The following is a 24,034-nucleotide window of genomic DNA, read 5'->3' on the forward strand; positions in this document are numbered from 1 at the left end:
CATGCCGGCCACCCCTCCCAAGGCCACCTACCGCGTCCAGGTCCGCCCCGGTTTCGACCTGGACGCCACCGCCGCGATCGTCGACTACCTCGATGATCTCGGCGTCAGCCACCTCTACAGCGCCCCGCTGCTGGCCGCCACCCCCGGCTCTCAGCACGGCTACGACGTGGTCGACCACCGGGAGGTCAACCCGGAGGTGGGCGGCGAGGCCGGTCGGCAGCGGCTGCTGCGCGCGCTGCGCGACAAGCAACTCGGGCTGGTCGTCGACATCGTGCCCAACCACGCCGGGGTCGCCGTCCCCGCGGCCAACCCCGCCTGGTGGGACGTGCTGCGCCGGGGGCGCGACTCGGCGTACGCCGACTGGTTCGACATCGACTGGGACCGGGGCCGGCTGCTGCTGCCGGTGCTGGCCGACGACCCGGCCGCCCTGGACGACCTCAAGGTGGTCGACAACGAGCTGCGCTACCACGAACACCGCTTCCCGATCGCCGACGGCACCGGTGACGGCAGCGCGGCGGAGGTGCACGACCGGCAGCACTACGAGCTGGTCTCCTGGCGTCGGGGCGACGCCGAGCTGACGTACCGCCGATTCTTCGCCATCGCGGGCCTGGCCGGTCTGCGCGTGGAGGACCCGGCGGTGTTCGCCGCCACCCACGAGCTCATCCTGCGCTGGGCCGCCGCCGGGGAGGTCGACGGCATCCGCGTCGACCACCCGGACGGCCTGCGCGACCCGGCCGGCTACCTGGCCCGGTTGCGGGCCGCCGCGCCGCAGGCCTGGCTCGTGGTGGAGAAGATCCTGGAGTACGGCGAGGAGCTGCCGGACTGGCCGGTGGACGGCACGACCGGCTACGACGCCCTGGCAGCGGTCGGCGGGCTCTTCATCGACACCGACGCCGAGGGTGACTTCACCGCCCTGGACACCCGCCTCACCGGGCAGCACACCTCCTGGGAGGACCTGACCCACACCACCAAGCTGGCCGCCGCCACCCGGCTGCTGGCCGCCGAGCTGACCCGGCTGGCCGCCCTCGCCCCCGAGGTGCCCACCGAGCAGGCCCGCGCGGCGCTCGCCGAGCTGGCCGCCGCGTTCCCCGTCTACCGCGGTTACCCACCACACGGCGCCCGGCACCTCGCCGCCGCCCGATCCGAGGCCGGCCGCCGCCGCCCCGACCTGGCCGCCGCCCTGGACGCGATCACCCGCCGGCTGCGCAACCCCGACGACGAGCTGGGCCAACGGTTCCCGCAGCTCACCGGCGCGGTGATGGCCAAGGGCGTGGAGGACACCGCGTTCTACCGGTGGAGCCGGTTCGTGGCGCTCAACGAGGTCGGCGACAGCCCCGCCTACTTCGGGGTGTCGCCGGCGGAGTTCCACCGCTTCGCCGGCGCCCGCCAGGTCCGCTGGCCCGCCAGCATGACCACCCTCTCCACCCACGACACCAAACGCGGCGAGGACGTCCGCGCCCGCCTCGCCGTGCTCAGCGAGCTGCCGGCCCGCTGGGCCGAGCAGGTCAAGGCCTGGATGGAGTACGCCCCGCTGCCCGACCCGTCGTTCGCCCACCTGCTCTGGCAGACGGCCGTCGGCGCCTGGCCGATCGAGCGAAAGCGACTGCACGCGTACGTGGAGAAGGCCGCCCGGGAGGCCGGGGCCTCGACCAGTTGGGCGGACCCCGACCCGGCCTTCGAGCAGGCTCTGCACGCCGTGGTCGACCTGATGTACGACGATCCGAGCCTGCACGACGAGCTGACCGAACTCGCCGCGGCGATCACCCCGGCCGGTTGGTGCAACTCCCTCGGGCAGAAGCTCGTGCAGCTCACCATGCCCGGTGTGCCGGACACCTACCAGGGCACCGAGCTGTGGGACAACTCCCTCGTCGACCCGGACAACCGCCGCCCGGTCGACTTCGACGTACGCCGAGAGTTGCTGGCACGGATCGACGGCGGCTGGCGTCCCCCGATCGACACCGACGGCGCGGCGAAGCTACTCGTCGTGTCGCGGACCCTGCGGTTGCGGCGGGCGCACCCGGAGCTGTTCACCGGCTACCGGCCGGTGCCGGCGCACGGCCCGGTGGGCCGGCACGCGGTGGCGTTCGACCGGGGTGGCGTGATCGCCGTGGCGACGCGGCTGCCGCTGGGCCTGGCCCGCGCCGGCGGCTGGTGTGACACGGCCCTGTCGCTTCCCGTTAACGAGGTTAAGGACCTGTTCACTGGCCGGGTCTACAGTGGCGGGGAGACGCCCCTGGACGACCTCCTGGCCGATTATCCCGTCGCACTGCTGGCTCCTCCCACCGCTTCCGTGGAGGCTGCTTCATGACCGAATTCTCCGTGTGGGCACCGGACGCCACCCGCGTCAGGCTGCGCCTGGCCGGCGACTCCGACCACGAGATGCGCGCCGCCGCCGACGGGTGGTGGCGGGTCGACGTCCCCGATGCTGGCGTCGACTACTCCTTTCTGCTGAACGACGACGAAACGGCCCTGCCCGACCCCCGGTCACCGTGGCAGCCTGCGGGGGTGCACGGGCCGAGCCGACGCTACGACCACGCGGCCTTCGCGTGGTCCGACAGCTCGTGGACCGGCCGGCAACTGCCCGGCAGCATCCTCTACGAGCTGCACATCGGCACCTTCACCCCGGACGGCACCTTCGACGCGGCCATCGACCGCCTCGACCACCTGGTGTCGCTGGGTGTCGACCTGATCGAGCTGCTCCCGGTCAACGCCTTCAACGGCGAACACAACTGGGGGTACGACGGCGTCTGCTGGTATGCCCCGCACGAGCCCTACGGCGGCCCCGACGGCCTCAAACGGTTCGTCGACGCTGCCCACGCTCGCGGTTTGGGGGTGATCCTCGACGTCGTCTACAACCATTTCGGGCCCTCCGGGGCCTACGCGCCACAGTTCGGGCCCTACCTCGCCGAGCAGAGCAACAGTTGGGGCCGCTCGGTCAACCTGGACGGCCCGCACTCCGACGAGGTACGCCGCTACATCATCGACAGCGTGCTCATGTGGCTGCGGGACTACCACGTCGACGGGCTGCGGTTGGATGCCGTGCACGCGCTGCCAGACTCGCGGGCGGTTCCGCTGCTCGAAGAGCTGGCGATCGAGGTCGAGGCGTTGTCGACGCACCTGGGCCGGCCGCTGTCGCTCATCGCCGAATCCGACCTCAACGACCCGCGGCTCATCACCCCTCGGGAGGCGGGTGGGTTCGGGCTGCACGCCCAGTGGAACGACGACGCGCACCACGCGCTGCACACGTTGCTGACGGGGGAGCGGCAGGGCTACTACGGCGACTTCGGCTCCCTGGAGACGCTGTCGGACGTGCTGACCGGCGGGTTCTTCCACGCGGGGACCTGGTCCAGCTTCCGTAACCGGCACCACGGGCGGCCTGTCGATCCTCGGGTGCCGGGGCACCGGTTCGTGGCGTACCTGCAGAACCACGACCAGATCGGGAACCGAGCTACCGGGGATCGGATCTCGGCTTCTCTCTCGCCTTCTCTTCTGCGGGTTGGGGCCACGTTGCTGTTGACGGCACCGTTCACTCCCATGCTGTTCATGGGGGAGGAGTGGGCTGCCTCCACGCCGTGGCAGTTCTTCACGTCGCATCCTGAGCCGGAGTTGGCGTCTGCGGTGCGGACCGGGCGGCGGCGGGAGTTCGCTTCGCACGGGTGGCCCGAGGGGGACGTGCCTGATCCGCAGGACCCGCAGACGTTCGTGCGGTCGCGGTTGGACTGGGCGGAGCTGGACAAGCCTGAGCATGCTTCGATGCTGTCGTTTTATCAGCGGTTGATCGCTCTGCGTCGGTCCTTGCCTGATCTGTCTGATCCTCGGTTGAACGCTGTTTCTGTGCAGCACGGGGACCAGTTTTTGGTGATGCGGCGGGGGGACACGCTTGTCGTGGCGAACCTGGCTGGGCGGGGGCAGGGGGTGTCGCTGCCTGGGGTGGCTCGGCGGGTGCTGCTGGCTACGGGGGAGGGGGTCACGGTGATGCGGGACCGGATCGAGTTGCCGGCGGAGACTGCGGCGATCGTGGCGCTCTGACAGGCTGCTCAATTCGGATCAATCTGCGGTCGTGGCCCGAGGAGCTACTCCTAGCATGCTCACGGAATTGCCTGCATAGCCGTGCGAAATCGATCATAAGAGTGATCTGGCCGTTGTCGGCAGCGATCGACTCATATCTATTTGCTTTGCCTGGGTCCACTTCGGATCTGCTTGCCGAGCCGTCAGAACAACAGTTTCGCCGGTGATAGCGCCTCGGCCAGACGTGACACAACATCACGAGCGGCGAGATTGTGCTGTGCCCGACTCAGTTCTTGCATCAGCCTCCGCAGATCGAGCTGGATCGTCGCGGAGTTGGCACGCGCTAGGGTTTCCAGAACCTGATCGACCTCGTGGCACGCACGCTCTGTCTCTCCGGCTGCGGCGAGGGCAAGCGAATACCGGGCGGTGTAGCGTGCTCTCGCTCGGTGGGCATGTGCAGGGATTTGCGGCAGGGCGAATTCGAATAACTCGGCAGATTCCCGTGGGCGTCCGAGATCGTGCAAACACCAGGCGGTGACGAGCGTGACGGGATCGCTCAGGGTGGATGTTCCGATAATAGGGCCCTCCTCGATGTGCGGCCGACTAAGAAAATCACGCGCGCGGTCAAGTGCGCGAGAGCATTCCTCGTAGTTTCCAGCGAGCGCGTGACCTTGGGCTTCCCGTTGTGCTGCTAGCCCGCAGACCCTCGGATTTTGCGTCTGTTCTTGCGCGAGCCTCGCCAGTTCGATGGTATTGCTTGCGTCATGGCGGTACATCGTAATCAGAGCTTGGCGGACAAGTGCGTATGCGGCGAGGTCATGGAATTCGGCCGCTTCCGCTAGATCACAGGCATGGTCTGTCCACCACATTGCGGCATCATCATCCCCCGCTTCCTGAGCCATCCAGCCGGTGTACTCGGCAAAACGCGCAGCTAATATCAACAGGCGACTTCGCTCGTCAGGTCGCGCCTGTGGCGCCATTACCCGAAGGGCGTTGGTCTGTGCAACGAGCACCGGGATCAGCGCCGCAGGGGAGATCGTCTGTCCAAGCCGACGCGCCTCTTGGAACATCGTTAAGAACGCGGGTAAGGTCGCGCCCTCGGTATGCCGTGGACTAACCGTTGGCCGCAGATGCCAGTTGAAGACGGTCACCACTCCCGCCGAATGAAGGTCTTGTCTATGCAGGCCGGTGAATTCACTACGCCCGTCGGGGCTGAGCCCCATGGTCCAAATATCCGCAGGCCGTGCTGCGCTGAGAGTGGCGGCCGGCGGCAGGTCTTGGACGAGCGCAGCCAAAGCTCCGCCGGCCTCCAACTGTGCGTCGCATCGACGCGCAAGATCCAGGCTGGGGACCTTAAGGCCATTCTCGATCTTACTGAGGTAGCTCTTACTGTAATGGACTATCCGGCTTAGGTCAGCAAGCGATAGCCCTGCATCAATGCGCAGCTTCCGCAGTCTACTTCCGAAATGCGCGGGATCTCCCTCGATGTCGTCGTTCATATGGTCTCCCGTTTCCTAAGGGCCAGCGAGCCGGTCAACGGTTTCCGTTGATCTCACCGACGTGCAAGCTGTTAATCACGAGCGCTGAAACGAACCTAGCCGACGACCGTGATTCATTGGAAGAGTCCGGCGGCCTGAATCCCAAGGATTGGATGGTCTAAGTGAAACTCCTTCGTTCAAGCCGAACCCGCTGGGTGCCCGTCGGCATCTTGACCTTCAGTGGCGCAGCGGTGGCTCTCTTGTGGCCCGAACTAACCTCTGCACTTGGGTTCGGTTGGGCGATCGCTGCAGGTGCATCCGCTTGGGGTTGTCCGCGAGACGGAAGCTGGCTGCCTCTCCTGACAAGGTTTCCCGTGTCTCCTGAAGCGGTCAACGGTCACCGGGTGGCCCCAGAATCCTCAACGGACGATCATCGAGTGATGCACCTTCGGACAGTCAGGTCTAACGATACGGTGCACCCCAGGGTGCCTGCATGACATATAGCATCGATCGCAAATCTGAATGATCTCGGTTCATGTGATCTAACCCCGGGGTGGGCCCAAGTGGCGAAGGTGTTTGTCAGCTACCGCAACAACGACGATCCGTCGACAGCAGTGCTCTTGGCCGAAGCCATCGACCAAAAATTTGGGGAGGGAACAGCGTTCTTCGACAGTAAATCAATCCCGCTCGGATCTGACTTTCGGCCAATTCTATGGGGGCAGCTCGCGAAATGCGTTGCGATGGTCGTCGTAGTGGGGCCCAAGTGGTTGCTTCGCGACGGGGAGCGTGGAAGGCGTATAGACCGCGAGGACGACTTTGTGCGACAGGAGATTGAATTTGCGCTGCAAATAGGCATCGGTATCATCCCCGTCCTGGTTGGGGGAGCCGTCAGGCTGAAGGCCGGTGAGCTCCCAGCGTCGCTTAGCGCTCTAGCTGATAGGCAATACCTTACGTTGCGTCACCGAAGCATTGATCAAGACCTCACGCGCCTGTTTCGTGGTCTTCGAGAGTTTATGGTCTCCGAAAGTCCAGGTGTGAAAGTCGAGGCGAGCAGTTCCGGGCCCACATCAACCGGTATCACCTTCAATGGTGCTGTACGGGTAGGTGGAGATGTCGTCAACGGTTCAAAGTACGTGATGCGTCATGAGTGACGACGCTGCCGCTACCTCCGGGGTCCCGATTCAGGGCGGCGGCGAGACACGAAAGGCTGCCAAGTTCAGCGATTCCAGCGAAACTTCTAGGAACGTGAATGGGGGATCCGATGGCGGACCACCTACCAATGGTGTTCACGAGCCCAGCACAGGTGCACCCCTCCGGGGCGGTGAAGCGAGAGGTCGGCCTGGCGCCGCCACTGATCGACAGGAATGGCTGCAAGAAGCAGAACAGGTAATTATTCGCGGCGACCTAGTCGGCGGTGACAAGTACGTCATTTCATTCGGTCGTGCTGAAAATCTAGCCCGTATGAGTCAAATCTCGCCTCTTCTGCTCGATCGGTCCATCCATGCATTTGTTCCGCCGCGCGAGTGGAGCAGCATCCAGACTGAGTTCATGACTCGGCATGCATCCATTATGCAATCCGTCGCGGGTAGTGGGAGAACAACGCTTGCCATTCGACTTCTTGCAGAGGCAAACCACGAACCCATATACATGGTAGATTCCCACGTCAATCTTGCGCAGCTTAACGATGCAATCAGTGCCGGACGAACCAGTTCCGACGACGCCATATCCGGCGTAGGCCTCATACTTACGGAGCCTGCCGCGATGTCAAGCTTGTCCGGACGTGACCTACGGAATTTGGATCACGCGCTAATCGAGGCGAAGACTCGACTGATCATAGTCACTGGGACGGAAACTCGGCTTGATGATGAAGAGGCACTAGACTATCGGCTCCATCCCTTCGAGCCACCCTCCCACCGTGCCATCGTCGAGAAGCATCTTCGGTGGCGCTTCGGCAAGCAGGCGAACGATTTGCTTTCGCAAGAGGGTCTTCGTGAAGCAATTGATGAACTGCTACCGCCAACGCTGCCCTGTCGGCGGGCAGGTCATCTTGCTGACATCATCCATCAAATAACGAAAGACGGCACCGTCGACCTAGCTGTTCTGAGGCGAATGATGAATCGGCGCGATGTCGACAACTTCACAATCTGGATGGAAGGATTCAATGATCTCGAAGACGCTTGTTTCGCCGTAACGCTCGCGGTACTCGACGGTCTTCCGTACGAGGTTGTTTCCGATGCCTCTACGGTCCTTGCTGAAGGGCTAGAACCTGCGAAGAATAGGCGCGGGACTAAGGTGGGACGGACGGCCTCCGCCGCAAGGCTCGAAGAGTTCCGAGCGCGTACACGGAAGGTGTACTCCCGCGGGCCTTACGGGCGTTCAGTGGTCCAAGCTGTCGAGTATGCAGATCGGACCTATCCGCGACGTGTCATTGAACATTTCTGGCAGCGGTCCGGTAGGAGTAAGGAGATGCTCGCCTGGCTGCTGGATCTCGCGGCTGGAGAGGAGCAGTCAGAACGTGTCCGGATTCGAGCGGCCACTGCTTTAGGGCTGCTCTCAATTCTAAATTTCGACTACCTTCACCATTCTATGTTCGAGCGATGGGCGGGTGATGAGAGCTATCTGCGGCGTGATGCAGTTGCTAACGCGCTGCGGGTGCCGGCAGCGAATCCGCTCACGGCCGCTAACGTCCTGCGCCTTATCGAGACATGGCACGGATTGCAGCGGGAGCGAAGGAAACAGGCCACCGCTGCCCGTAGTTACGGGGTTAGTCTAGCTTTGAGCGATCCAACATGGCTGATCGATCGGCTCGGTAGGCTTGCAGGGTGCGGTGATCTCGACGTCACGGCAGCTGTTTCCCGGAGCTTGTCTGACCTAGCCGGGAGGGATAGTTGTGAACTATCCGGTTCTGTGCTGACGTCTCTTTGTGAGTGGCTTCCGAACTACCGGCGGGAATTTGCTGCACAAATGGCTTTTCTCCAAGCCGCGACGTCCTTGCTCACCGAGGTGCCCGATGTTCATCCAGATCTCACTCCTGAATTGTGGCCGACACTCCTCGTTTTAGCGGACCGGGATCAAGAAATTCGGAGCGAGCTTTGCCTTATGTGGGCGAGCGTGCTGCACTCCGGAAATTCTCTTGACGCTGCTACCACTCTCACTGATTGGGCTGTCATGGCGGAGAGAACTCCAGCGATGCGCCAAGTTTTAACATATCTGCTTGTGGGTGTCAGCTCGTACAGTCCTCGCGTCCGGCAGATAGTTCATCATATAGTGGATCACTGGGGGCAGGCGGACCATTTGCAGCCTTTAACGGCCACCGCCGCTGCCTTGAAGCGGCAACTTGAGCAACTCGATCTGAACACGACGAGCTCGGAGTTTTCGCTATGACAAATGGGTTTCGTCCAATCCTTCGATCTGCACTCGTTCGGCCTGGCTGGCAGAAGAACCCAGCCTTGCGCCCGGGTGTCGCGATTGTGTATTCGGATGCGGATGGCAGGGTGCAGATCCCGCAAGGCGGTGGGCGCCCCTGGGCTCGGCATTCAACCACATCTAGCTGGATCCGACACGAAGTAGACGTGTCTGATCAACGTCGCACCGCCAGGCTTGGGGGTATGGACTTGCCAACCGCCAGGAACGCTCATTTCTTGGAAGCGGTGGTCGATATAGGTTTCCGCGTGACGGACCCAGCCGAGATAGTCCGTCGTTATGTGACGTACGGCGCCTCTGTGATTCTCAATTATGTGAGTAGCGAGCTCAGGGCCGTCACCCGAAGTTTCGATCTTGAGGAGATTCATCTAGCCGAGGATAAATTCAACGCAGAGTTTTCTCGGGATATCCCGCTTCCTGAAGGAATAACGATTTATCGTCTCAATGTGCGACTGACGCCCGACCGGACGGCTTTTGAGTATCTTGAGGATCTAAGAGGTGCGTCGCGCAGCCGCGATCTTGCGGCGGAACAACACGAACGCGCTAAGGTCGAGGCGATCCGTCTCAACGAGATCAAGCAAATCGAGCATGCTGCAGAGCTGGAAAGGCGCAAGGCTGCGTTGATTGCAATGCGCGACCTCGAGATGGATCCCTACGAATTGCTGCTCGCACATGCTGCTGAACATCCGAATGGATCTGAGAAGCTTTTTGAGATGCTTAACGAGGCTTGGAGGGCAGGGGTGGAGCAGGAAGAGGCGCGCGACACTAGATTCGCGGATCTGGTCAAGTACTTGATTGAAAGTGGCATTATGCAGGCTGTCGACATTGAGAAATTCCGTGACGATTTGACCAACCGGGTTCGCGAAGCTGCTGTCCGGAAGGGCTCCACTGGCCTAGGTTGGTCCGAGTCGTCGGTTCTTCCAGAGATGAAGTTGAAGAAGGCGCCCAGTGCCCCACCGCAAAGGTCGTCTGGCGGTGATCAATCATTCAATGGTGCCAAGCGCTGAGCTGCTCGCGCCCGAGTCTTCAGATGCAGGCAGCCACAAGAAGTCCTGTCGAATATTTCTACTCTTCAGGCTGGTTGCGATGTTGCTGCCCGGATGCGATTGACCGTGCCTACCGACGATCTTTCCCCCTCTTGCCCGGAACACTCCGGCCGGCGGTGAGGTAAACAGGGGTGCATTGGCTTCGGGCTAGTCTCGCGGAGCGGGCTCTTGGAGCAACGCTGGCGGGAAGACGCTGGGCGGCAGAACCCTCTGAGAAGAAGGCGGCCCCTGTCAGTTCCTCACCGGCCAGTTCAAGCTTGTCGAGACTCGTTATTGTTCCACAATCGAACGTGAAGCTTATGATCGCGCGAGGTCGTTCCCCGGCGGGCGGTGCCCAGTCCACGACTAGTAGGTCGCCCACCTCCACGGCGACGCCCAACTCCTCGCGGACCTCGCGGGCGCACGCATCGTGTGGATACTCGCCCTCGTCGACGTAGCCGCCCGGAAAGGCCCAATAGTCGCGGTAGGTGGGTTTGACAAGCAACACGTTGTCGTCCTGGTCAGTGATGAAGGCTGCAGCGGCGGCGTAGAAGGAAGCTAGGTTCGCGTACCACGTGGCGGGTTCAGTCCAGGTCACCTCGGTGACGCTAGCGGAGATGTCTGGGCGCGTTCGGCTCTAGATAGGTGTTGGCATGGCAGCGAGGGTGTGCAGGACTTCGTTGACCTGGGGCGATGCCCGCCGAGGGCTTAGCGTGGCGATGAGTTCACGGACGCGCTGTTGAACACGCTCCGACTGGATGCTCGCTGCAGGTTGCCCGATCTTTGAGGCCCAGTTGCAGGCGGCGTCGGTGTCTCCAGCGCGGGCATGAGTCATGGCGACGAGGGCGGTGTGCAGGGCGCGCGTCCGGGTGTTTTGGCCGGCAAGGGTGAGCGCCTCCGGAGCGTGTCGAAGGGCCTGCTTGTACAGGTGCAGGTCGCCCAGGCACCTCAGCGCGGCCCCGGCCAGGTGGGCGGGGCTGAAGTATCCGACCCAGCGCGGACCGGGCTCTGTGCCCGTCCGGTCGAGAGCGCGTTCAGCCTTAGTGAGGGCGAGTTGGCACGCACGTCGCTCGCCTGACTGTCCGTACGCAGTAGCGGCGGTGGCATGCAGCCGAGCGAGGACAGCGGCGGGTGCGCGTCCGGCCCCGTCAATGGCCGCTTCGATGAGCCGCGCCGCCTCTCGGGCATGCCCCAAGAACACGGCCTGGGTGGCCAGATTGGCCAGCAGGTGAGCACCGTAGAGGCGGTCGTCAGCGGCCTTGGTGAGTCGTAGGCCGAGCGTCACATGATGTTGTGCCATCGCATGTTCGCCTGCGTCGTACGACATGAAGGCGAGTTGGCCGGAGAGCGTTGCCGCTGCGCGCATGAGGTCGCGCCCCACGGCATCGGTGTAGGTCCCATGCAGCATCGGCGCGACCTGACGCATCAGGAAGTCGGCCATGACAGCCCGGGTACGCGGAGAGCCACTGCCATGACGTCGGTCGAGGTCGGTGAAGTGGTCCGCCAGCGCGTACAGCGATTGAACGTCGGTGGAGGCGACCTGTTGCCGGCCGCTCCGGCTGACCGCCTTGTCGGGCAGGTCGTACCGCCAACCCAGCGCCGCCTCCAGCGCTTTGCCGCTATCGAACACCCCGCTGTCATGTTGGTTGAGGCGCTTGGCCAACCTCGTCCAGATCAGCTCGGCGGTATCGATCGCCTCATCGACGGTCGCAGGGTAACCACACGAGCCGATGCTCTCGGCCCCGCCAAAGCCCAATTCGGTCACGCCGACCGAACGACCGAGCCTGCGGGCTAGAGTCTCGGCCATTGCGGCCTGAACATGCTCGCCAGGCCGGCGACCGCGTAACCACCAGTAGACGCTGGCGGCGTCGTAGCGCCAGGCGCCCTCGTTGCGGCCGGTGTGATTGAGCTGGCGGGCGAAGGCAGCGTGGGAGTTGGCGTAGCCGGCGGCCAGCAGGAGCCCCTCGAAGGCTGCGTTCGTCACCGGTCGCGCCATCGTTCCGCCTCCAGGCATCGGTCAACTACCAACAGTGACGAGCCTATGGGTTGTCGAAGTCCTATGGGGACCCGCGCAACCCTGCGCAACCCACGTCCTGAGCAGCGCAACCGGGCGCATCGCTTGCCATCTGGTCCGTCGACCGGCAGCCCGCTTCGCTGATCGCGGGGGTCCTGAGTGACGGCAAGCGTCACCCCCGGCCAGCGGAGGTGTCGATGCGGGGCGACGAGTCAGCGAGCAAGGGTGCGCAGTTCGAGGCGGCCGAGCGAGAGGCCGCCAACAGCGCCTCCTCGCCCAGGCCGAGGCGGAGCGCGTACCCGTGGACGACACGACCCGCGCGGTCCCGGACCGGCGGTGGCGGCGTGACCAACGATGACGTCCCGATCGGCCGCCGCGTGGCCCGCTGGCGGGTGCGGCGGTCGATGACGCAGCAGATGCTTGCCGACCGGCTGCGCAGGTCGAAGAGCTGGGTGGACAAGGTGGAGCGGGGTGCGCGCGCCCTGAACCGGTACTCGGTGATCCAGGAACTGGCCGACGTCCTGCGGGTCGACCCGGAGGTGCTGCTCGGGCAGCAGCGGCCGACGCCTGCCGGCCCGCCGCACGGGGTGGACGACATACGGGCCGCGCTCGCCCGCTACGACATCCCGCAGGCCCCGACCCAGACAATGGAGGAAGTCAGGAGGCAGGTCGTGTACGCCTGGTTGACCTACCAGCACGCGCACTACGGGCAGTTGGTGCGGGTGTTGCCGGGTCTGCTCGGCGCCGCCCAGGGTGCGCGGTCGGCGGAGGTGCTGGTGCAGGCGTACCGGATCACCTCGTCCCTGCTGGTGAAGCTCGGCGAGGCCGACCTCGGGTGGCTGGCCGCCGACCGCGCGATGGCCGCCGCCGGCGACGACCCGATCCTGGCGGCAACGGCGGCCATCTCGGTAGCCCAGGCGCTCCGCGCCGCAGGCCGCGACCGCCTGGCCCTGGCCGCGACCCTCACCGCCGCGAACCGCATCCTCCCGCCCACCACCGACCCGACCCCCTCCCGCTTCGGTGATCATGAGGTTGACGGGCCGGATGGAGATCAAAGCGCCCGCCAACCTCATGATCACGGGGGCGAGGGCCGGGGGTGGTCGGCGGGGGAGCGGGCCGTGGGTGGGACGTTGCTGGTGCAGGCCGCACTGGCCGCCGTCGGCTGCGGCGACGCCCGCCGCGCCGACGAACTGACCGACCGGGCCGCGGGGGTCGCCACCAACCTTCGGGGGTACGACGACACGCACCGCACCAGCTTCGGGCCGATCACCGTCGACCTGGCGCGGGTGCTGTCGGCGGCCCAACGGGGCGACGCCGACGAGGCGCTGCAACGGCACCTGACGGTGATTCGGCGGGAGGCGTGGCGGCGGTTGCCGGTCGAGTATCGGGGTGCGTACCTGGTTGATGTGGCGCGGGCGTACCTCCAGGTGGGTGACCTGCGCGGGGCCGCACGGGCCCTGGTGGACGCGGACAGCGTCGCGCCGGCTGAGGTTCGGTGCCGGCCGTTGGCGCGTACGGTGATCGCCGAGATCGCCCGCGCGAACCCGGCACCGGCCGGCGTGGCGCGACTGGCCACGCTCGTCGGCCTCACCCGCTGACCGAACCGTCCCTACCTGGGCGTGAGGCCCACACCAGGATGTGGTGGGCGGCTGTCGCGGAGACGAAACTGGCCAGGGAGGCCCGCAGCAGCCGTCCGGGACGGGCTCAAGCGAGTACCGACTCACCGCCGGGATAGGCGAACGACGCGCGCGGTGAGTAGAAGCCCCAGACGATCTCCAACGGAGCCGCTCGCCGCGCGGACAACAACGGATTGCCGACATTCAGTGAAGGGACCACCCGTCCGGGTGGTCCCTCCGCTGGTTGCTGCTGAGTGGCTAGACTTCAGGTTGGCAGTTCACCTGTGCTCTGCTGCGGCGGGCGCAGCCTCGGGAGGGTGTTCCAGCACCCTCTCGAGGGGCCGTCCCATCGGACGGCGCCTACTCGCAGAAGACCCGCACTGTGGCATCGGGTGAATCCACCTCCACGGTCACCTCGTCGAGGTGCTCCACGAGCGCCTCCAACTGCTCGGGCTTGAGCTGCGTCAGGTCGATCGGCACACCCGAGTCGCTGAGTGAGGCGTTGGCCTTGACCAGGGCCTGCGGCGGAACCAGCGCCGCCAGCCGTACGCCGGCCCGCAGCAGTTGCAGTGGCACCCGCACGTTGACCCGCGACGGCTCGCCGTTGTCGGTGGCGTCCACCACCACCCGAAGGTACTTCACCTTGCCCTTCGGTCGGGCGTCGTGACCTGCCACCGCCGGTGCCTGGTCCCGTTCGAGGGCGGCGATGAGCTGCTCCGCCTCCTCCGCGGTGATCTTGCCGGCGGCCAGCATGTCGAGGATGTCCTTGCGTTGTTCGGTCATGCGAACCTCTCCTATCGGATAGCCACGAGCACGGCCGTGCGGCCCTGCTCAATGTCGAAGCGGGCGCCGGGCAGCGCGGAGACGACGCGCCAGCCGGCGCCGAGTGCCCGCACCACACCGATGCGGAACACGACGCAGGCCACGATCGCCGCCAGCACGACCAGGACTACGACCGGGAAGAGCACGAGCACCACGGGAAGCACCGGAACCCAGACGCGGATGGGCCGGCGGTCCGGGCGGTTGACCTTCACGGTCACCAACTGCGGCATCACGACCGGCCGTCCAGCTCGGCCAACGCCTGCTGTGCGGTGATCTCACCGCGGCGCAGCCTGTCGATGATGTCGGCCCGCGACGGCGCCGGGTCGGTCTCGACGAAGTCGAGCATCTGCGTGATCCGGTTGAGTCGTGACTTGATCGTCGGGTAGCTCACCCCGAAGATGCGTTCCATCTCCTTGATCGAACCGTGGCAGCGCACGAACGCCGTGACGAAGACCTGATCCTCGATGTTGAGCTGAGCCAGTTGGGGTGGCTCGAACTCGCCCTCGATCGCGACGCCGTTGCTCGCCAGGCGCACCCGCTCGACGACGAACGGCTGCCCTCGCGTCAGGCTGGTGAGTTCCTGCCAGTCCATCGCCTGCTCTGTCATACGCAATTTGTAGCGCTGAAATCCTTAACTTACAAGAGTTCGATCTTAACTTTCTTAAGATGACGCCGCTCGGGGTGGTGGAGATGAGTGACGGGATCAGCGGGCGGGGTGACGCCGCCGACGAGGCGCTGCACAGGCATGTGACGGTGGTGCGGCGGGAGGCGTGGCGGCGGTTGCCGGCCGAGTATCGGGGCGCGTACCTGGTTGATGTCGCGCGGGCGTACCTCCAGGTGGGTGACCTGCGCGGCGCCGCACGCGCCCTGGTGGACGCCGACAGTGTCGCGCCGGCTGAGGTTCGGTGCCGGCCTTTGGCGCGTACGGTGATCGCCGAGATCGCCCGCGCGAACCCGGCGCCGGCCGGCGTGGCGCGACTGGCCACGCTGATCGGCCTCACTCGCTGACCTGGTCGGCAACTTCGCAGACGGTAAGGCACGTAAGGCTGCACCACGCGGCTCTACCAGGAGGCCCAGGTCCGCGCCGGCGGTAGCCCTGGCTCGATGTCAGGGTTCAGAACGTTGCCGTCGTTCCCTCACCGCGAAGCCCACCACGATGATGAGCAGCCCAAGCGCGATCAGTCCGCCGCTCAGGTACCGAAGCGCTGGTGTCAGCTCCGGCCAGGTGATTTTTGCTGCCATGACCAATCCGAAGAAGGCGAGTAGGACCAGCGCACCCGTTGCCTGCCGACGCAGCATCGTGACCCCCTGTTCGCTTGCACGTCCGAGCTTCCTCAATCCCTCTGCTGCCGCTGACGCAGCAGGTGCACGAGCACGGCAATCAAGCCCAGGATGACGATGCCGGCCGATATGGCGACGAATGCATCTGGATAGCGCTCACCGACGGTGTTGGCGAACAGAAACCCGACGACGGTGCCCAGGACCACGAGGAGTATGCCGAGAGTCGGACGCTTCACTGGGCTCACTCCTCTGTGGCAACCGAACCTGACCGTCCTGGTTGTGCTCACCCTGCTCCTCGGCCAAACCTCCAACATGCCGCGTCTCGACCGTGCGATGCGGAGACCTCTTGATTCCCGTTGGGGTCCCTTGGTCGCCTCCGGATGCCGTTTGAAGGCCGGCTGTGGGTGACCGCCTGGCCTGAAGTCTCCGCCGGCGGCGGTCGGGACAGCGCTCGCTTTCAGCGGGCTACGAATCGTCATCAGGAAGAGAGGGGACTATCAGAAGTGTCAGGCGCGCCGCAGGCAGAAAGGGTGTCCGGCGGGACTGGCGTAGACACGGCTGCCCTGGTGGTTGGCGAGATCGGCGTCGTCAGTGGGACGCAGTCGACGTGCGCCGGCTTCGAGCGCCACTCTGTCCGCTGAGACGAGGTCGTCGGTGGCCAGGTCCACGTGCAACTGCTGGGCGCCGCCCTGCGGCCACGCCGGCGGAACGTGTCCCGGAGCCCGCTGGATCACGACTGCGGGGAACCCGTCGACGGCCAGGAAGTGATGGTTCTCGGTTTTCGTGATGGAGCCGCCGAGCAACCGGTGCCAGAAGGTGCTCTCGGAGTCCACGTCGGCCGCGTCGATGATGATGGCGGCAAGGTTGATGGTCATGTCAGACCACCGGGATGATTCCGCCGTCGACGCGGAACTCCGCGCCGGTGAGCCACTTCGCGCGCCGGGACGCGAGGAAGGCGATCATCTCGGCCACGTCCTCCGGATCGCCGGGTCGGCCCATCGGAACGTTCAGGTGCTCCACGATCTGTTGCTTGAGTTCTTCGAGGCCGATGCCCTGCTGGTCGGCGATGTGAGTCAGGTGCTCGTTGGCGCCAGCGGTGGCCACGAAGCCCGGCAGGACACAGACCACACGGACCCCGTGCGGGCCCACCTCGGTGGCCAGTTCGCGGCTGTAGACGTTCAAGGCCGCCTTCGCCGCCGCGTAGGACGCCTCGGTGCGCTGCGGCAGCCGGCTGGCGATCGAGGAGACGTGCACGACGACGCCGGAACCTCGTTCGACCATGCCCGGGACCAGCGCCCGGTCGAGCCGGACGGCGCTGAGCAGGTTCATCTCCAGGTCCGAATACCAGGATTTGTCGGAGCGTTGCAGGGTCGGCGCGGGTGCGCTCGCACCAGCCGCGTTGTTGACCAGCACGTCCACACCGCCGACACGATCGATGATCAGCCGGCCGAGCTCGGCCACCCCGTCCTCGGTCGCGAGGTCGGCGGGGAAGTGGGTGGCCGGCAGGTCCTCCGGGGGCGTACCCCGCGATGTGGTCAGGACCGTTGCTCCGGCGGCGGCGAAACGGCGGACGGTCGCCTCGCCCAGGCCACGGCTGCCGCCGGTGACCAGCACGCGAAGGCCGCTCAGGCCCTCTTCCGAGTAGGTCATGTGTGTTCCTCTGCGGTAAGGTGAACCGGACTCCGGAAACTTACCATAAGCGGAGTCCGACTCAGGTTATGGAGGATCTGTTGTCACCGTCACGGCCGCTGCGCGCCGACGCCCGCCGCAACCGCGAGGCGCTGCTGACCACGGCCCGGGAGATGTTCCTCGGCGGCCAGGCCGACACCGGCGTGGAGGAGATCGCGCGACAGGCGGGAGTTTCGGTGGGAACGCTCTACCGCCACTTCGCCACGCGCGAAGCCCTCATCGAGGCCGTCTACCGCCAAGAGGTCGACGAGTTGTGCGCCGCCCCCGCGGAACTCCTCGGCCAGCACACCCCGGACGAAGCCCTACGTCGTTTCCTGTTGCTGCTCGTCGACCACGCCGCCATCGGCAAGGGCATGGCCGAGGCGTTGGAGAGCATCATGATCACGGACTCCCCGGTCTTCGAAGACGCCCGCACCCGGATGGCGCAGTCACTCGACCAGTTGCTCGCCGCGGGAGCGGCAGCGGCAACCGTCCGCGACGACGTCACCGGGCGCACACTGCTGCGCGCGATGGGCGGCATCTGCGAGATGCGCGCCACCGACGGATGGCAGCAGGAGGCCCGGCAGATCACCGCGATCCTCTTCGACGGCCTACGCCACGGCACGCCGGAGGGGCGCGCATCGAGGAACGCTACTTAGTCGCTGCCCCCTGCGGCTGAGCCGTGCCTTTGGACGCCGGCGTCGCTGAGCAGTGGGCCTTCTTGGACGCGGACAGCGTCGCGCCGGCTGAGGTTCGGTGCCGGCCGTTGGCGCGTACGGTGATCGCCGAGATCGCCCGCGCGAACCCGGCGCCGGCCGGCGTGGCGCGACTGGCGACGCTGGTTGGCCTCACCCGCTGACTGGCTGCAGCTTCGGGGGAGGGCCGACCAGGTCAGCGCGGGGCATACTCGGTATTCTCTGCGGCCATGCGACCTGGCGACCGTGCGGTGGCGCTCGCCTCCGTGGTGGGCGGATTCCTGCTCGGCTTTCTCGACTTCTGCTGGATCAAGTGGTTGCCGTATCCCTTCGCGGAACTCGGCAACTCCACAGCGACCTGGGCGGTCGCTGCCTTCTTCTTCGGCTACTGGGTGCGGTCCGGGTGGCTGCGTTCGGCACTCGGTGCCGCCGTCCTGCTCGTCGTCGCGGTGCCCAGCTACTACCTGGCGGCGGCGCTCCTGCAGGGCGACGACCTCGCGGTGCTCTGGGCACCGTCGTCGCTGGTCTGGATGGTTTTCGGCGTGCTCGCCGGAGTGGTCTTCGGCTCCGGCGGGACGTGGGCGCGTGGTGAGGGGTGGCGGCGAGTCGTCGGGGTCGCGCTGCCGGCTGCCGTGTTCTTCGAGGAGGCGGCCCGGTTCGCCGGCAAGGCGACCGACCCCGACCACGGGGCTGGCGTGTGGTGGAACGTGGTCATCGACGTTGCGCTGGGTCTGCTGATCGTGGTGCTGACCGGCGGGTCGCATCGACGGCGGGCCCTCGCCGTCGCGGTGGCCGTGCCGCTGGCCGGCGCGATCCTGGTGAGCTTCGCGGTGGCCGGCAGGACCGTCTCGTCCGCCGGTGCCTCAGTACGGCAGGTCGATGCCCTGGCTGCGGGCGAAATTGCGGTGGGCGGTGACGACCGTGTCGATGAAGTAGGCGGCCATCTCGTCGGCGCGCAGCACCCGGGTCGTCTCGACAGTGAAGTTCTCGTCGCAGTAGTGCTCGGCTGAGCTGACGCCCGGCTGCGCCACGAGAGCGTCCCGGAGGAAGTCCACGGGCTCGTCACCAGGGTCGACGATGAACTTCACGCCGTCGCCGAAGCTCAACTCCCAGTGCAGCCCGTCGTCGGTGCCGACCCAGAGCTGCCGGCAGAGCGCGCCGCGGCTCTGGGCGAAAGCCTCCCGCATCGCGCTGTCGTCCGAGCAGATCGCCGGCAGGACGCTCGGGGTGCGGCCGATGGCGGCGGCGACCGGGGGGAAGCCGGCGAGTCGGTGGAGGCGGTAGAAGAAGTAGCCCGGGGTGTTGGTGGGGTCCTCGGACTCGACGCCCGGCACCGCGTACGCGGGTGATTCAGAGGTCATGCGTTCATGGTCCATCCTGGATCTCGGCGTCCGCCAGCAGGCGCAACCGCCGCAGGTTCGGCGCCGGCTGGCCTGGCGCGGCTGGCGACCCTCGTCGGGCGCACCCGCTCACGCTCGCCGGCCTCCAACGGGGGTGGCGCGGCCACGGCCGTGCATGACTTCCGTGTTTCGCGCTGCGGTTCCGTGGTGACGACCTGGGACGGAAGTCCGACGCTACGTGTCTGCCCGGTCACGCAGGGTCCAATCTAGAACCCGGCTCGCCGTACGGGCAGTCCGTACACAGAGGACAGTGGAGGTTCGGATGCTGAACATCGCCGAGGAACGGGACACCTATCCACCGGGCGGTCAGATCCCCAACCTGGAAACCGATGAGAAGGCGTGCGCCGACATCCTGACCAGGATCGCGCCGCTCCTGCCCCTTGAGCTGCGACAGGAGGTGGTCAGCGCGATGGTGAACTGGTCGGCGAGCGCGCTGCGGCCCTCTCAGAACTTCGGAACGTGGGCTGAAGCCATCACCGCCGCGACGAGCTACGCCCGGCGCGAGATCGCGCGTGCCACCGACACCAGTCAACGGCATCGTGACCAGGCCGTCGGCAACGACGATCTGGCGAAGCTCGGCGCAGCGGTGGCGAGCACGGGACGGACCGATGACCGGCAGATCAAGTTGCGCGACGAGAGCCGCAGGTGGGCCAACTGCGGCATGGCCGCGTTCCAGATTCGCGAGCAGTTGCACAGCAAGGGCGGCGATCCCCAGCGCGTGTCGAACCGGACCTACGGGACGGGGGAGGGCGACGCACTCAGGCAGGCGCTGCTCGTCCGGCCGGCCAGCGCGGCAACCGTCCTGTTGCTCGACTGCCAGTTCCCGCAGGTGCACAACTTCGTCATCGAGGTGCACCACGGCGGGGTGCGCTACCTCGCCCAGGGCTACCAGGGCACCTACTTCGCCCACTGGTGGCTAGGGGTGAACGACAGCTACTCCGGAGAGCCCACCGACCAAATTGTCGCCCTGCGCGAGCGGTACGGGATGGGCCGCGCGATCAGTGCCCAAGACTACGAGCGCATGCTCGACGGTCTGGTCGCGGCCATCTCGTCGGGCTGGCAGGAGACCGCGAACCAGTGGAAGACGTTGCCGTTCAACCCGGACCGGCAGGAGATCGACGGGATCCGCCACCGGTCCGGATCGCCGACGATCCTCGTGGAGGTGTTCGAGCTGCGCAGACCGGCGGCGGCTCGTGCGGCGCTCGGCGGTAACGGCGACGCGTCGCTCAGCGAGCTGGCGACCCGAGGACTGATCGCCAGCTGACGGGACGTTCCGGTCGGCGCAACGCCGGCGTGGTCGGGGTGCCGCCTCCCGCCGGGCACGATCCACTCGCCTTCATGGAAGTCGGGGTGTTCCGGGTCCTCGGACACCCCGACTTCATGGAACCCGAGTTGATGTCGCCACCGACCCGAGCCGTCCGTTGGCATCCAGGCGGGGCCACATGCTTTCGAAAGACTTATTGCGAAAGCATGTCGATGGAGCGTATAAACGAAAGGAGTCTTTCGTTTAGGAGTCCTCATGGAGCTGAACGAGCCGGAACGCCGGCTGCGCGTCCGGGACGCGACCAAGCTGCGTGCACTCGCGCACCCGTTGCGCCTGCGGCTGCTGCGCTATCTGCTGGCCGCCGGCCCGAGGACCGCTGCGCAGTGCGCCGAGGCCCTGAACGACACCGGATCGAACTGCAGCTACCACCTGCATCAACTGGCCCGCCACGGCCTCATCGAGCGGGTCCACTCCGACGGGACCAACCGCCGTGACCGGCCGTGGCGTGCCGCCGCCACCGGGCTCGAATTCCTCCCGGATCCCGATGATGCCGAGGGGCGGCAGCTCAACGAGGCGCTGACCGCCCTGGAATTCGACGAGGTGTTCCGATCGCTGCAGCGCTACCAGCATCAGCAGCACAAGCTGACCGACGAGTGGCAGGAGAGCGCCACCTTCCACAGCTACACGCTCTCGCTCAACCCGGAGGAACTACGGCACCTCACGCTGACCCTGGACGCCGTCATCCGGCCGTACCTGCGTCCGTTGCGCAACGCGCCCCCGAGCGACGCCCGGGCCGTCACCCTCAACCTCCAGGCATACCCGACGCCTGAGTTCATCTAGATGGTGGCGCTGCTGCGACACCGCGGATTCGTCCTGATCTGGGCTGCCGGGCTCTTCTCCAGTGTGGCGAGCTGGCTTCTGCTCACCGGCCTGCCGATCTACGTGTTCGGCGTGACCGGCTCGGCGTTCACCACCTCCGCGGTCTTCTTCGTCGAGCTGCTGTGCGGCGTCACCCTGGGATCGTTCGCCGGTGCTCTCGCCGACCGATTCGACCGCTTCCGGCTCATGAGCTGTGTCGCCGTGCTGCAGACGGCGGTGGTGATTCCCCTGCTCGGTCAACCTGACCACCACCTGTGGGTCATCTCCCTGGTCGCCGGCGCCCAGGCGGTGCTCACCCAGACGTTCGACTCAGCCCGCAACGCCGCGTTGCCACGACTCGTCGAACCCGCGCACCTGGTGCGCGCCAACAGCGTGGTGGCGCTCAACGTCAGTGTGGGACGGCTCATCGGAGGTTCGCTGGGCGGTTTCGCGATCACCCGCGACGGCACCCGCTACCTGGCTGTCGGCAGCGCCGTGGCCTTCGTGATCACGGCAGCTCTGATCGCCGCCGGCCGCCGGGCCGCGCACCACCACGTCGCAGGACAGGCGACCCCGGACCGTACGTCGTCGTTCCTCACCGAGTGGCGATCCGGCCTCAACGCGATGCGACGCAACCGCGTCGTGCGGGTGACGCTTCTGAGCGTGGCGCTCGGCGGCATCGCGCAGGGCCTGTTCGTGGTGCTCTTCGTCGTCTTCGTCAGTCGTGCGCTGGATGCCGACGGCACTCTCACCGGTGTGCTGCGCGGCGTCCAGGCGATCGGTGGGGTGGCGGGCGGGCTCATCGTCGGCATGCTGGGCGCGCGGCTCAGTCCCCGGCTGCTGATGAGCCTCGGCGCGACCACGTTCGCCCTGATCAGCCTGGTCATCTGGAACGGGCCGGCGGTCACCCGTCAACCCGAGTGGTACATCCTGCTGTTCATCCTGGTCGGCGCGCCCGGAATCGCGTACGCCAGCGGAGCCTTCGCGCAGATCCAACAGAGCGTGCCCGACACCGAGCTGGGCCGGGCCTTCGGCGCCTACTTCGCAATCTACAACGCGTCGCAGGGGCTGGGCATGGCCGCCGCCGGTCTGCTCGGAGACGCGCTCAGCGTCGTGCTCGTGCTCAACGTGCAGGCCGTGCTGTATCTGGCGTCCGGTGCCGTCGCCTACGTGGGCCTGCGCTCCGTCCGGCGGCGCCCCGCTGAACGGCAACGCGCCACCGTCAACGTCGGGGTAGACCCCGGTCACTGGCCGCAAGCGGGTTCACCCGCAGCGTCCACAGTCGGACTCCGGCTGCGGTTTGGTGTCGGCCGCTGGCGCGCCCGGATCACTCGAAGAACTTGATGCTGAACCCGGTGTCGGCCGTCGGACCAGGCACGTTGGCGCGGCGGTAGGTGGTGTTGCCCCACCAGCAGAAGGTGCCCGTGTACCAGTGCCGGTTCGCCCAGGAGTACGCGGTGCCCTTGGGTACGCCGTGGTACATCAGCGGGAACCTCGGCCCGGCGGGCGGGCTCGTGGCGATGTCGCCGTTGAGCAGCACGAAGCTGTGGTGGCCGGGCCCGTTGACGTACAGGGTGGGATCCCAACCGGCCATCATCGTGGCCCGGTTCGAGCCGAACAGGCAGCCGTTCGACTTGTACCAGTCCCACACGTACGTGGGGTCGCCGCCGGCGCGCAGTCGCAGGTCGGCGAGGCAGTACTGGTCACTCCAACTGCCGTTGGCGGAGTAGACGATGTGCAGCTGCCCGTTGGGGTCCCTGATCGCCTCGGGGGACTCGTTGATGAACGGGTTGCCCACGACGCGCTCCCAGCTCTCGCGTGGCTGGGAGATGACGTACCGGCTGCCGGTCGGGGTGAGCGGGTCACTCATCCGGCTGAGGTAGATGTTCTGCTCGATGTTGGTGTCGCCGGCCCAACCCGACCACACGAACCACCGCTGCCCGTTGAAGGTGAACAGGCTGCCGTCGATGGCCCACTTGCCGCCGGGCAGCGCGAGCTGCCGCTCGGCCGTGTAGCCGCTGGCCGGCGACGCCGAGTGGATCACGTACATGCGGTGGGCGGTGCCGCGCCCGGCCGAGAAGTAGATGTAGTAGCGGCCACCATCGGTGACGATCTCCGGGGCCCAGACCTCACCGAGGTTGCGGCTGTCCGTCCAGACCTGCCGCGCGGCTGCGGCGGCCAGCGCGTCGGGGGAGGCCGCCTGCCGGACGGCGATCCCGCCGTTGAGCGACTGGACGGAGATGTAGGTGGCACCGACGCGGATCACGCTCGGGTCGGCGGCCCGCAGGCTGGTCTGCCCGGCCGCCGCCGGCCCGGCACCGACCAGGGACAGGCCGGTGGCGAGCACGACAGTCAGCAGGATGGAGAGGAGCCGCGGAAGGGTTCGGTTACCGACGTTCACGATCGGGATTCCTCTCCTCGAACTGAGGTGATAGATAGCCATAGATTAGTTGAGGACGTGGCCAGCCACAGCGTTGGTTGC

At 66.3% G+C, this 24,034-nt stretch carries 24 protein-coding genes; 13 read left to right on the plus strand and 11 right to left on the minus strand.

Features of this window, described 5'->3' with window-relative positions; genetic code table 11:
* Window position 1: 1 nt before the first annotated feature.
* Together treY and treZ are read left to right on the plus strand one after the other, a co-directional pair.
* Complete coding sequence (gene treY / locus CLT68_RS20475; protein ID WP_099853030.1) at window positions 2–2,308, plus strand: malto-oligosyltrehalose synthase; 2,307 nt, start codon at window positions 2–4, stop codon at window positions 2,306–2,308.
* Window positions 2,305–4,029 (plus strand): malto-oligosyltrehalose trehalohydrolase, encoded by a 1,725-nt coding sequence (treZ, locus tag CLT68_RS20480; protein ID WP_099853032.1) that lies wholly within the window; start codon window positions 2,305–2,307, stop codon window positions 4,027–4,029. The genes treY and treZ overlap by 4 nt, the downstream gene beginning before the upstream one ends.
* A 182-nt stretch (window positions 4,030–4,211) precedes the next feature.
* Here treZ and CLT68_RS20485 read toward each other — a convergent pair whose 3' ends face one another.
* Window positions 4,212–5,507, minus strand: a complete 1,296-nt coding sequence (locus CLT68_RS20485; protein WP_099853035.1) for a helix-turn-helix domain-containing protein — start codon at window positions 5,505–5,507, stop codon at window positions 4,212–4,214.
* A gap of 542 nt (window positions 5,508–6,049) precedes the next feature.
* Between CLT68_RS20485 and CLT68_RS20490 the strand changes: the two genes are divergently transcribed.
* The 3 genes from CLT68_RS20490 to CLT68_RS20495 are packed head-to-tail and all read left to right on the plus strand — an operon-like array spanning window position 6,050 to window position 9,916.
* Window positions 6,050–6,637: a toll/interleukin-1 receptor domain-containing protein gene (locus CLT68_RS20490; protein WP_158240905.1), complete on the plus strand. Its 588-nt coding sequence runs from the start codon at window positions 6,050–6,052 to the stop codon at window positions 6,635–6,637.
* Complete coding sequence (locus CLT68_RS32635) at window positions 6,630–8,870, plus strand: hypothetical protein (RefSeq protein ID WP_143743210.1); 2,241 nt, start codon at window positions 6,630–6,632, stop codon at window positions 8,868–8,870. Before CLT68_RS20490 ends, CLT68_RS32635 begins: the two co-directional genes overlap by 8 nt.
* Window positions 8,867–9,916 carry an SPFH domain-containing protein gene (locus tag CLT68_RS20495; protein ID WP_099853040.1) on the plus strand — a complete coding sequence of 350 codons (1,050 nt, stop codon included), beginning with the start codon at window positions 8,867–8,869 and terminating at the stop codon, window positions 9,914–9,916. Before CLT68_RS32635 ends, CLT68_RS20495 begins: the two co-directional genes overlap by 4 nt.
* A 109-nt stretch (window positions 9,917–10,025) precedes the next feature.
* Here CLT68_RS20495 and CLT68_RS20500 read toward each other — a convergent pair whose 3' ends face one another.
* Complete coding sequence (locus CLT68_RS20500; RefSeq protein WP_099853043.1) at window positions 10,026–10,532, minus strand: NUDIX domain-containing protein; 507 nt, start codon at window positions 10,530–10,532, stop codon at window positions 10,026–10,028.
* A 39-nt stretch (window positions 10,533–10,571) separates the two neighbouring features.
* Complete coding sequence (locus CLT68_RS20505) at window positions 10,572–11,930, minus strand: NsdA family TPR-like regulatory protein (protein WP_143743211.1); 1,359 nt, start codon at window positions 11,928–11,930, stop codon at window positions 10,572–10,574.
* A gap of 362 nt (window positions 11,931–12,292) precedes the next feature.
* On the opposite strand from CLT68_RS20505, the gene CLT68_RS20510 reads away from it, so the two are divergent.
* Window positions 12,293–13,546, plus strand: coding sequence for a helix-turn-helix domain-containing protein (locus CLT68_RS20510; RefSeq protein WP_486482252.1), 1,254 nt, complete (start codon window positions 12,293–12,295; stop codon window positions 13,544–13,546).
* A gap of 378 nt (window positions 13,547–13,924) precedes the next feature.
* On the opposite strand, the gene CLT68_RS20515 is transcribed toward CLT68_RS20510, so the two are convergent.
* From CLT68_RS20515 to CLT68_RS20525, 3 genes are read right to left on the minus strand one after another with little or no spacing between them, the layout of a single operon-like run.
* A complete protein-coding gene (locus CLT68_RS20515; RefSeq protein WP_099853052.1) occupies window positions 13,925–14,347 on the minus strand; it encodes an SHOCT-like domain-containing protein in 423 nt (140 codons plus the stop codon).
* Window positions 14,348–14,358: 11 nt separating this feature from the next.
* Window positions 14,359–14,616: a hypothetical protein gene (locus CLT68_RS20520; RefSeq protein ID WP_099853055.1), complete on the minus strand. Its 258-nt coding sequence runs from the start codon at window positions 14,614–14,616 to the stop codon at window positions 14,359–14,361.
* Complete coding sequence (locus CLT68_RS20525; RefSeq protein WP_197699635.1) at window positions 14,616–14,993, minus strand: DUF2089 domain-containing protein; 378 nt, start codon at window positions 14,991–14,993, stop codon at window positions 14,616–14,618. The genes CLT68_RS20520 and CLT68_RS20525 overlap by 1 nt, the downstream gene beginning before the upstream one ends.
* A 59-nt stretch (window positions 14,994–15,052) precedes the next feature.
* Here CLT68_RS20525 and CLT68_RS20530 point away from each other — a divergent pair, with 59 nt between their 5' ends.
* Entirely contained in the window at window positions 15,053–15,394 is a 342-nt protein-coding gene (locus CLT68_RS20530; RefSeq protein WP_486482253.1) for a hypothetical protein, read from the plus strand.
* Window positions 15,395–15,493: 99 nt separating this feature from the next.
* Here CLT68_RS20530 and CLT68_RS20535 read toward each other — a convergent pair whose 3' ends face one another.
* From CLT68_RS20535 to CLT68_RS20550, 4 genes are all read right to left on the minus strand, one after another.
* Window positions 15,494–15,685, minus strand: a complete 192-nt coding sequence (locus CLT68_RS20535) for a hypothetical protein (RefSeq protein WP_099853057.1) — start codon at window positions 15,683–15,685, stop codon at window positions 15,494–15,496.
* Window positions 15,686–15,720: 35 nt separating this feature from the next.
* A complete protein-coding gene (locus CLT68_RS20540) occupies window positions 15,721–15,903 on the minus strand; it encodes a hypothetical protein (RefSeq protein ID WP_099853060.1) in 183 nt (60 codons plus the stop codon).
* Between the two features lie 270 nt (window positions 15,904–16,173).
* Window positions 16,174–16,542 (minus strand): VOC family protein, encoded by a 369-nt coding sequence (locus tag CLT68_RS20545; protein WP_099853062.1) that lies wholly within the window; start codon window positions 16,540–16,542, stop codon window positions 16,174–16,176.
* A 1-nt stretch (window position 16,543) separates the two neighbouring features.
* Window positions 16,544–17,317 (minus strand): oxidoreductase, encoded by a 774-nt coding sequence (locus tag CLT68_RS20550; protein WP_099853065.1) that lies wholly within the window; start codon window positions 17,315–17,317, stop codon window positions 16,544–16,546.
* An 80-nt stretch (window positions 17,318–17,397) separates the two neighbouring features.
* Between CLT68_RS20550 and CLT68_RS20555 the strand changes: the two genes are divergently transcribed.
* From CLT68_RS20555 to CLT68_RS20585, 6 genes are all read left to right on the plus strand, one after another.
* Window positions 17,398–17,994, plus strand: coding sequence for a TetR/AcrR family transcriptional regulator (locus CLT68_RS20555; protein ID WP_099857416.1), 597 nt, complete (start codon window positions 17,398–17,400; stop codon window positions 17,992–17,994).
* A gap of 23 nt (window positions 17,995–18,017) precedes the next feature.
* Window positions 18,018–18,194 (plus strand): hypothetical protein, encoded by a 177-nt coding sequence (locus CLT68_RS20560; RefSeq protein WP_486482254.1) that lies wholly within the window; start codon window positions 18,018–18,020, stop codon window positions 18,192–18,194.
* 66 nt (window positions 18,195–18,260) lie between these two features.
* Entirely contained in the window at window positions 18,261–19,040 is a 780-nt protein-coding gene (locus CLT68_RS20565) for a DUF6518 family protein (RefSeq protein ID WP_486482255.1), read from the plus strand.
* 652 nt (window positions 19,041–19,692) lie between these two features.
* Entirely contained in the window at window positions 19,693–20,694 is a 1,002-nt protein-coding gene (locus tag CLT68_RS20575; protein WP_099853069.1) for a hypothetical protein, read from the plus strand.
* A 255-nt stretch (window positions 20,695–20,949) separates the two neighbouring features.
* A complete protein-coding gene (locus tag CLT68_RS20580; RefSeq protein ID WP_099853071.1) occupies window positions 20,950–21,534 on the plus strand; it encodes a winged helix-turn-helix domain-containing protein in 585 nt (194 codons plus the stop codon).
* A complete protein-coding gene (locus CLT68_RS20585; protein WP_099853073.1) occupies window positions 21,535–22,896 on the plus strand; it encodes an MFS transporter in 1,362 nt (453 codons plus the stop codon).
* Here CLT68_RS20585 and CLT68_RS20590 read toward each other — a convergent pair.
* Window positions 22,880–23,953 carry a glycoside hydrolase family 43 protein gene (locus CLT68_RS20590; protein ID WP_486482256.1) on the minus strand — a complete coding sequence of 358 codons (1,074 nt, stop codon included), beginning with the start codon at window positions 23,951–23,953 and terminating at the stop codon, window positions 22,880–22,882. The genes CLT68_RS20585 and CLT68_RS20590 overlap by 17 nt on opposite strands.
* Window positions 23,954–24,034 lie beyond the last annotated feature (81 nt).

The organism is Micromonospora sp. CNZ299 (assembly GCF_002754415.1).

What these genes read in the sequence shown, in the direction of transcription:
- treZ (WP_099853032.1), top strand. Translation starts at nt 2,305, where the DNA reads ATGACCGAATTCTCCGTGTGGGCACCGGACGCCACCCGCGTCAGGCTG.
- CLT68_RS20515 (WP_099853052.1), bottom strand. Translation starts at nt 14,347, where the DNA reads ATGACCGAACAACGCAAGGACATCCTCGACATGCTGGCCGCCGGCAAG.
- CLT68_RS20565 (WP_486482255.1), top strand. Translation starts at nt 18,261, where the DNA reads ATGCGACCTGGCGACCGTGCGGTGGCGCTCGCCTCCGTGGTGGGCGGA.
- CLT68_RS20580 (WP_099853071.1), top strand. Translation starts at nt 20,950, where the DNA reads ATGGAGCTGAACGAGCCGGAACGCCGGCTGCGCGTCCGGGACGCGACC.
- CLT68_RS20495 (WP_099853040.1), top strand. Translation starts at nt 8,867, where the DNA reads ATGACAAATGGGTTTCGTCCAATCCTTCGATCTGCACTCGTTCGGCCT.
- CLT68_RS20545 (WP_099853062.1), bottom strand. Translation starts at nt 16,542, where the DNA reads ATGACCATCAACCTTGCCGCCATCATCATCGACGCGGCCGACGTGGAC.
- CLT68_RS20585 (WP_099853073.1), top strand. Translation starts at nt 21,535, where the DNA reads ATGGTGGCGCTGCTGCGACACCGCGGATTCGTCCTGATCTGGGCTGCC.
- CLT68_RS32635 (WP_143743210.1), top strand. Translation starts at nt 6,630, where the DNA reads ATGAGTGACGACGCTGCCGCTACCTCCGGGGTCCCGATTCAGGGCGGC.
- CLT68_RS20525 (WP_197699635.1), bottom strand. Translation starts at nt 14,993, where the DNA reads ATGACAGAGCAGGCGATGGACTGGCAGGAACTCACCAGCCTGACGCGA.
- CLT68_RS20535 (WP_099853057.1), bottom strand. Translation starts at nt 15,685, where the DNA reads ATGCTGCGTCGGCAGGCAACGGGTGCGCTGGTCCTACTCGCCTTCTTC.
- CLT68_RS20520 (WP_099853055.1), bottom strand. Translation starts at nt 14,616, where the DNA reads ATGCCGCAGTTGGTGACCGTGAAGGTCAACCGCCCGGACCGCCGGCCC.
- CLT68_RS20575 (WP_099853069.1), top strand. Translation starts at nt 19,693, where the DNA reads ATGCTGAACATCGCCGAGGAACGGGACACCTATCCACCGGGCGGTCAG.
- CLT68_RS20505 (WP_143743211.1), bottom strand. Translation starts at nt 11,930, where the DNA reads ATGGCGCGACCGGTGACGAACGCAGCCTTCGAGGGGCTCCTGCTGGCC.
- CLT68_RS20550 (WP_099853065.1), bottom strand. Translation starts at nt 17,317, where the DNA reads ATGACCTACTCGGAAGAGGGCCTGAGCGGCCTTCGCGTGCTGGTCACC.
- CLT68_RS20530 (WP_486482253.1), top strand. Translation starts at nt 15,053, where the DNA reads ATGACGCCGCTCGGGGTGGTGGAGATGAGTGACGGGATCAGCGGGCGG.
- treY (WP_099853030.1), top strand. Translation starts at nt 2, where the DNA reads ATGCCGGCCACCCCTCCCAAGGCCACCTACCGCGTCCAGGTCCGCCCC.
- CLT68_RS20485 (WP_099853035.1), bottom strand. Translation starts at nt 5,507, where the DNA reads ATGAACGACGACATCGAGGGAGATCCCGCGCATTTCGGAAGTAGACTG.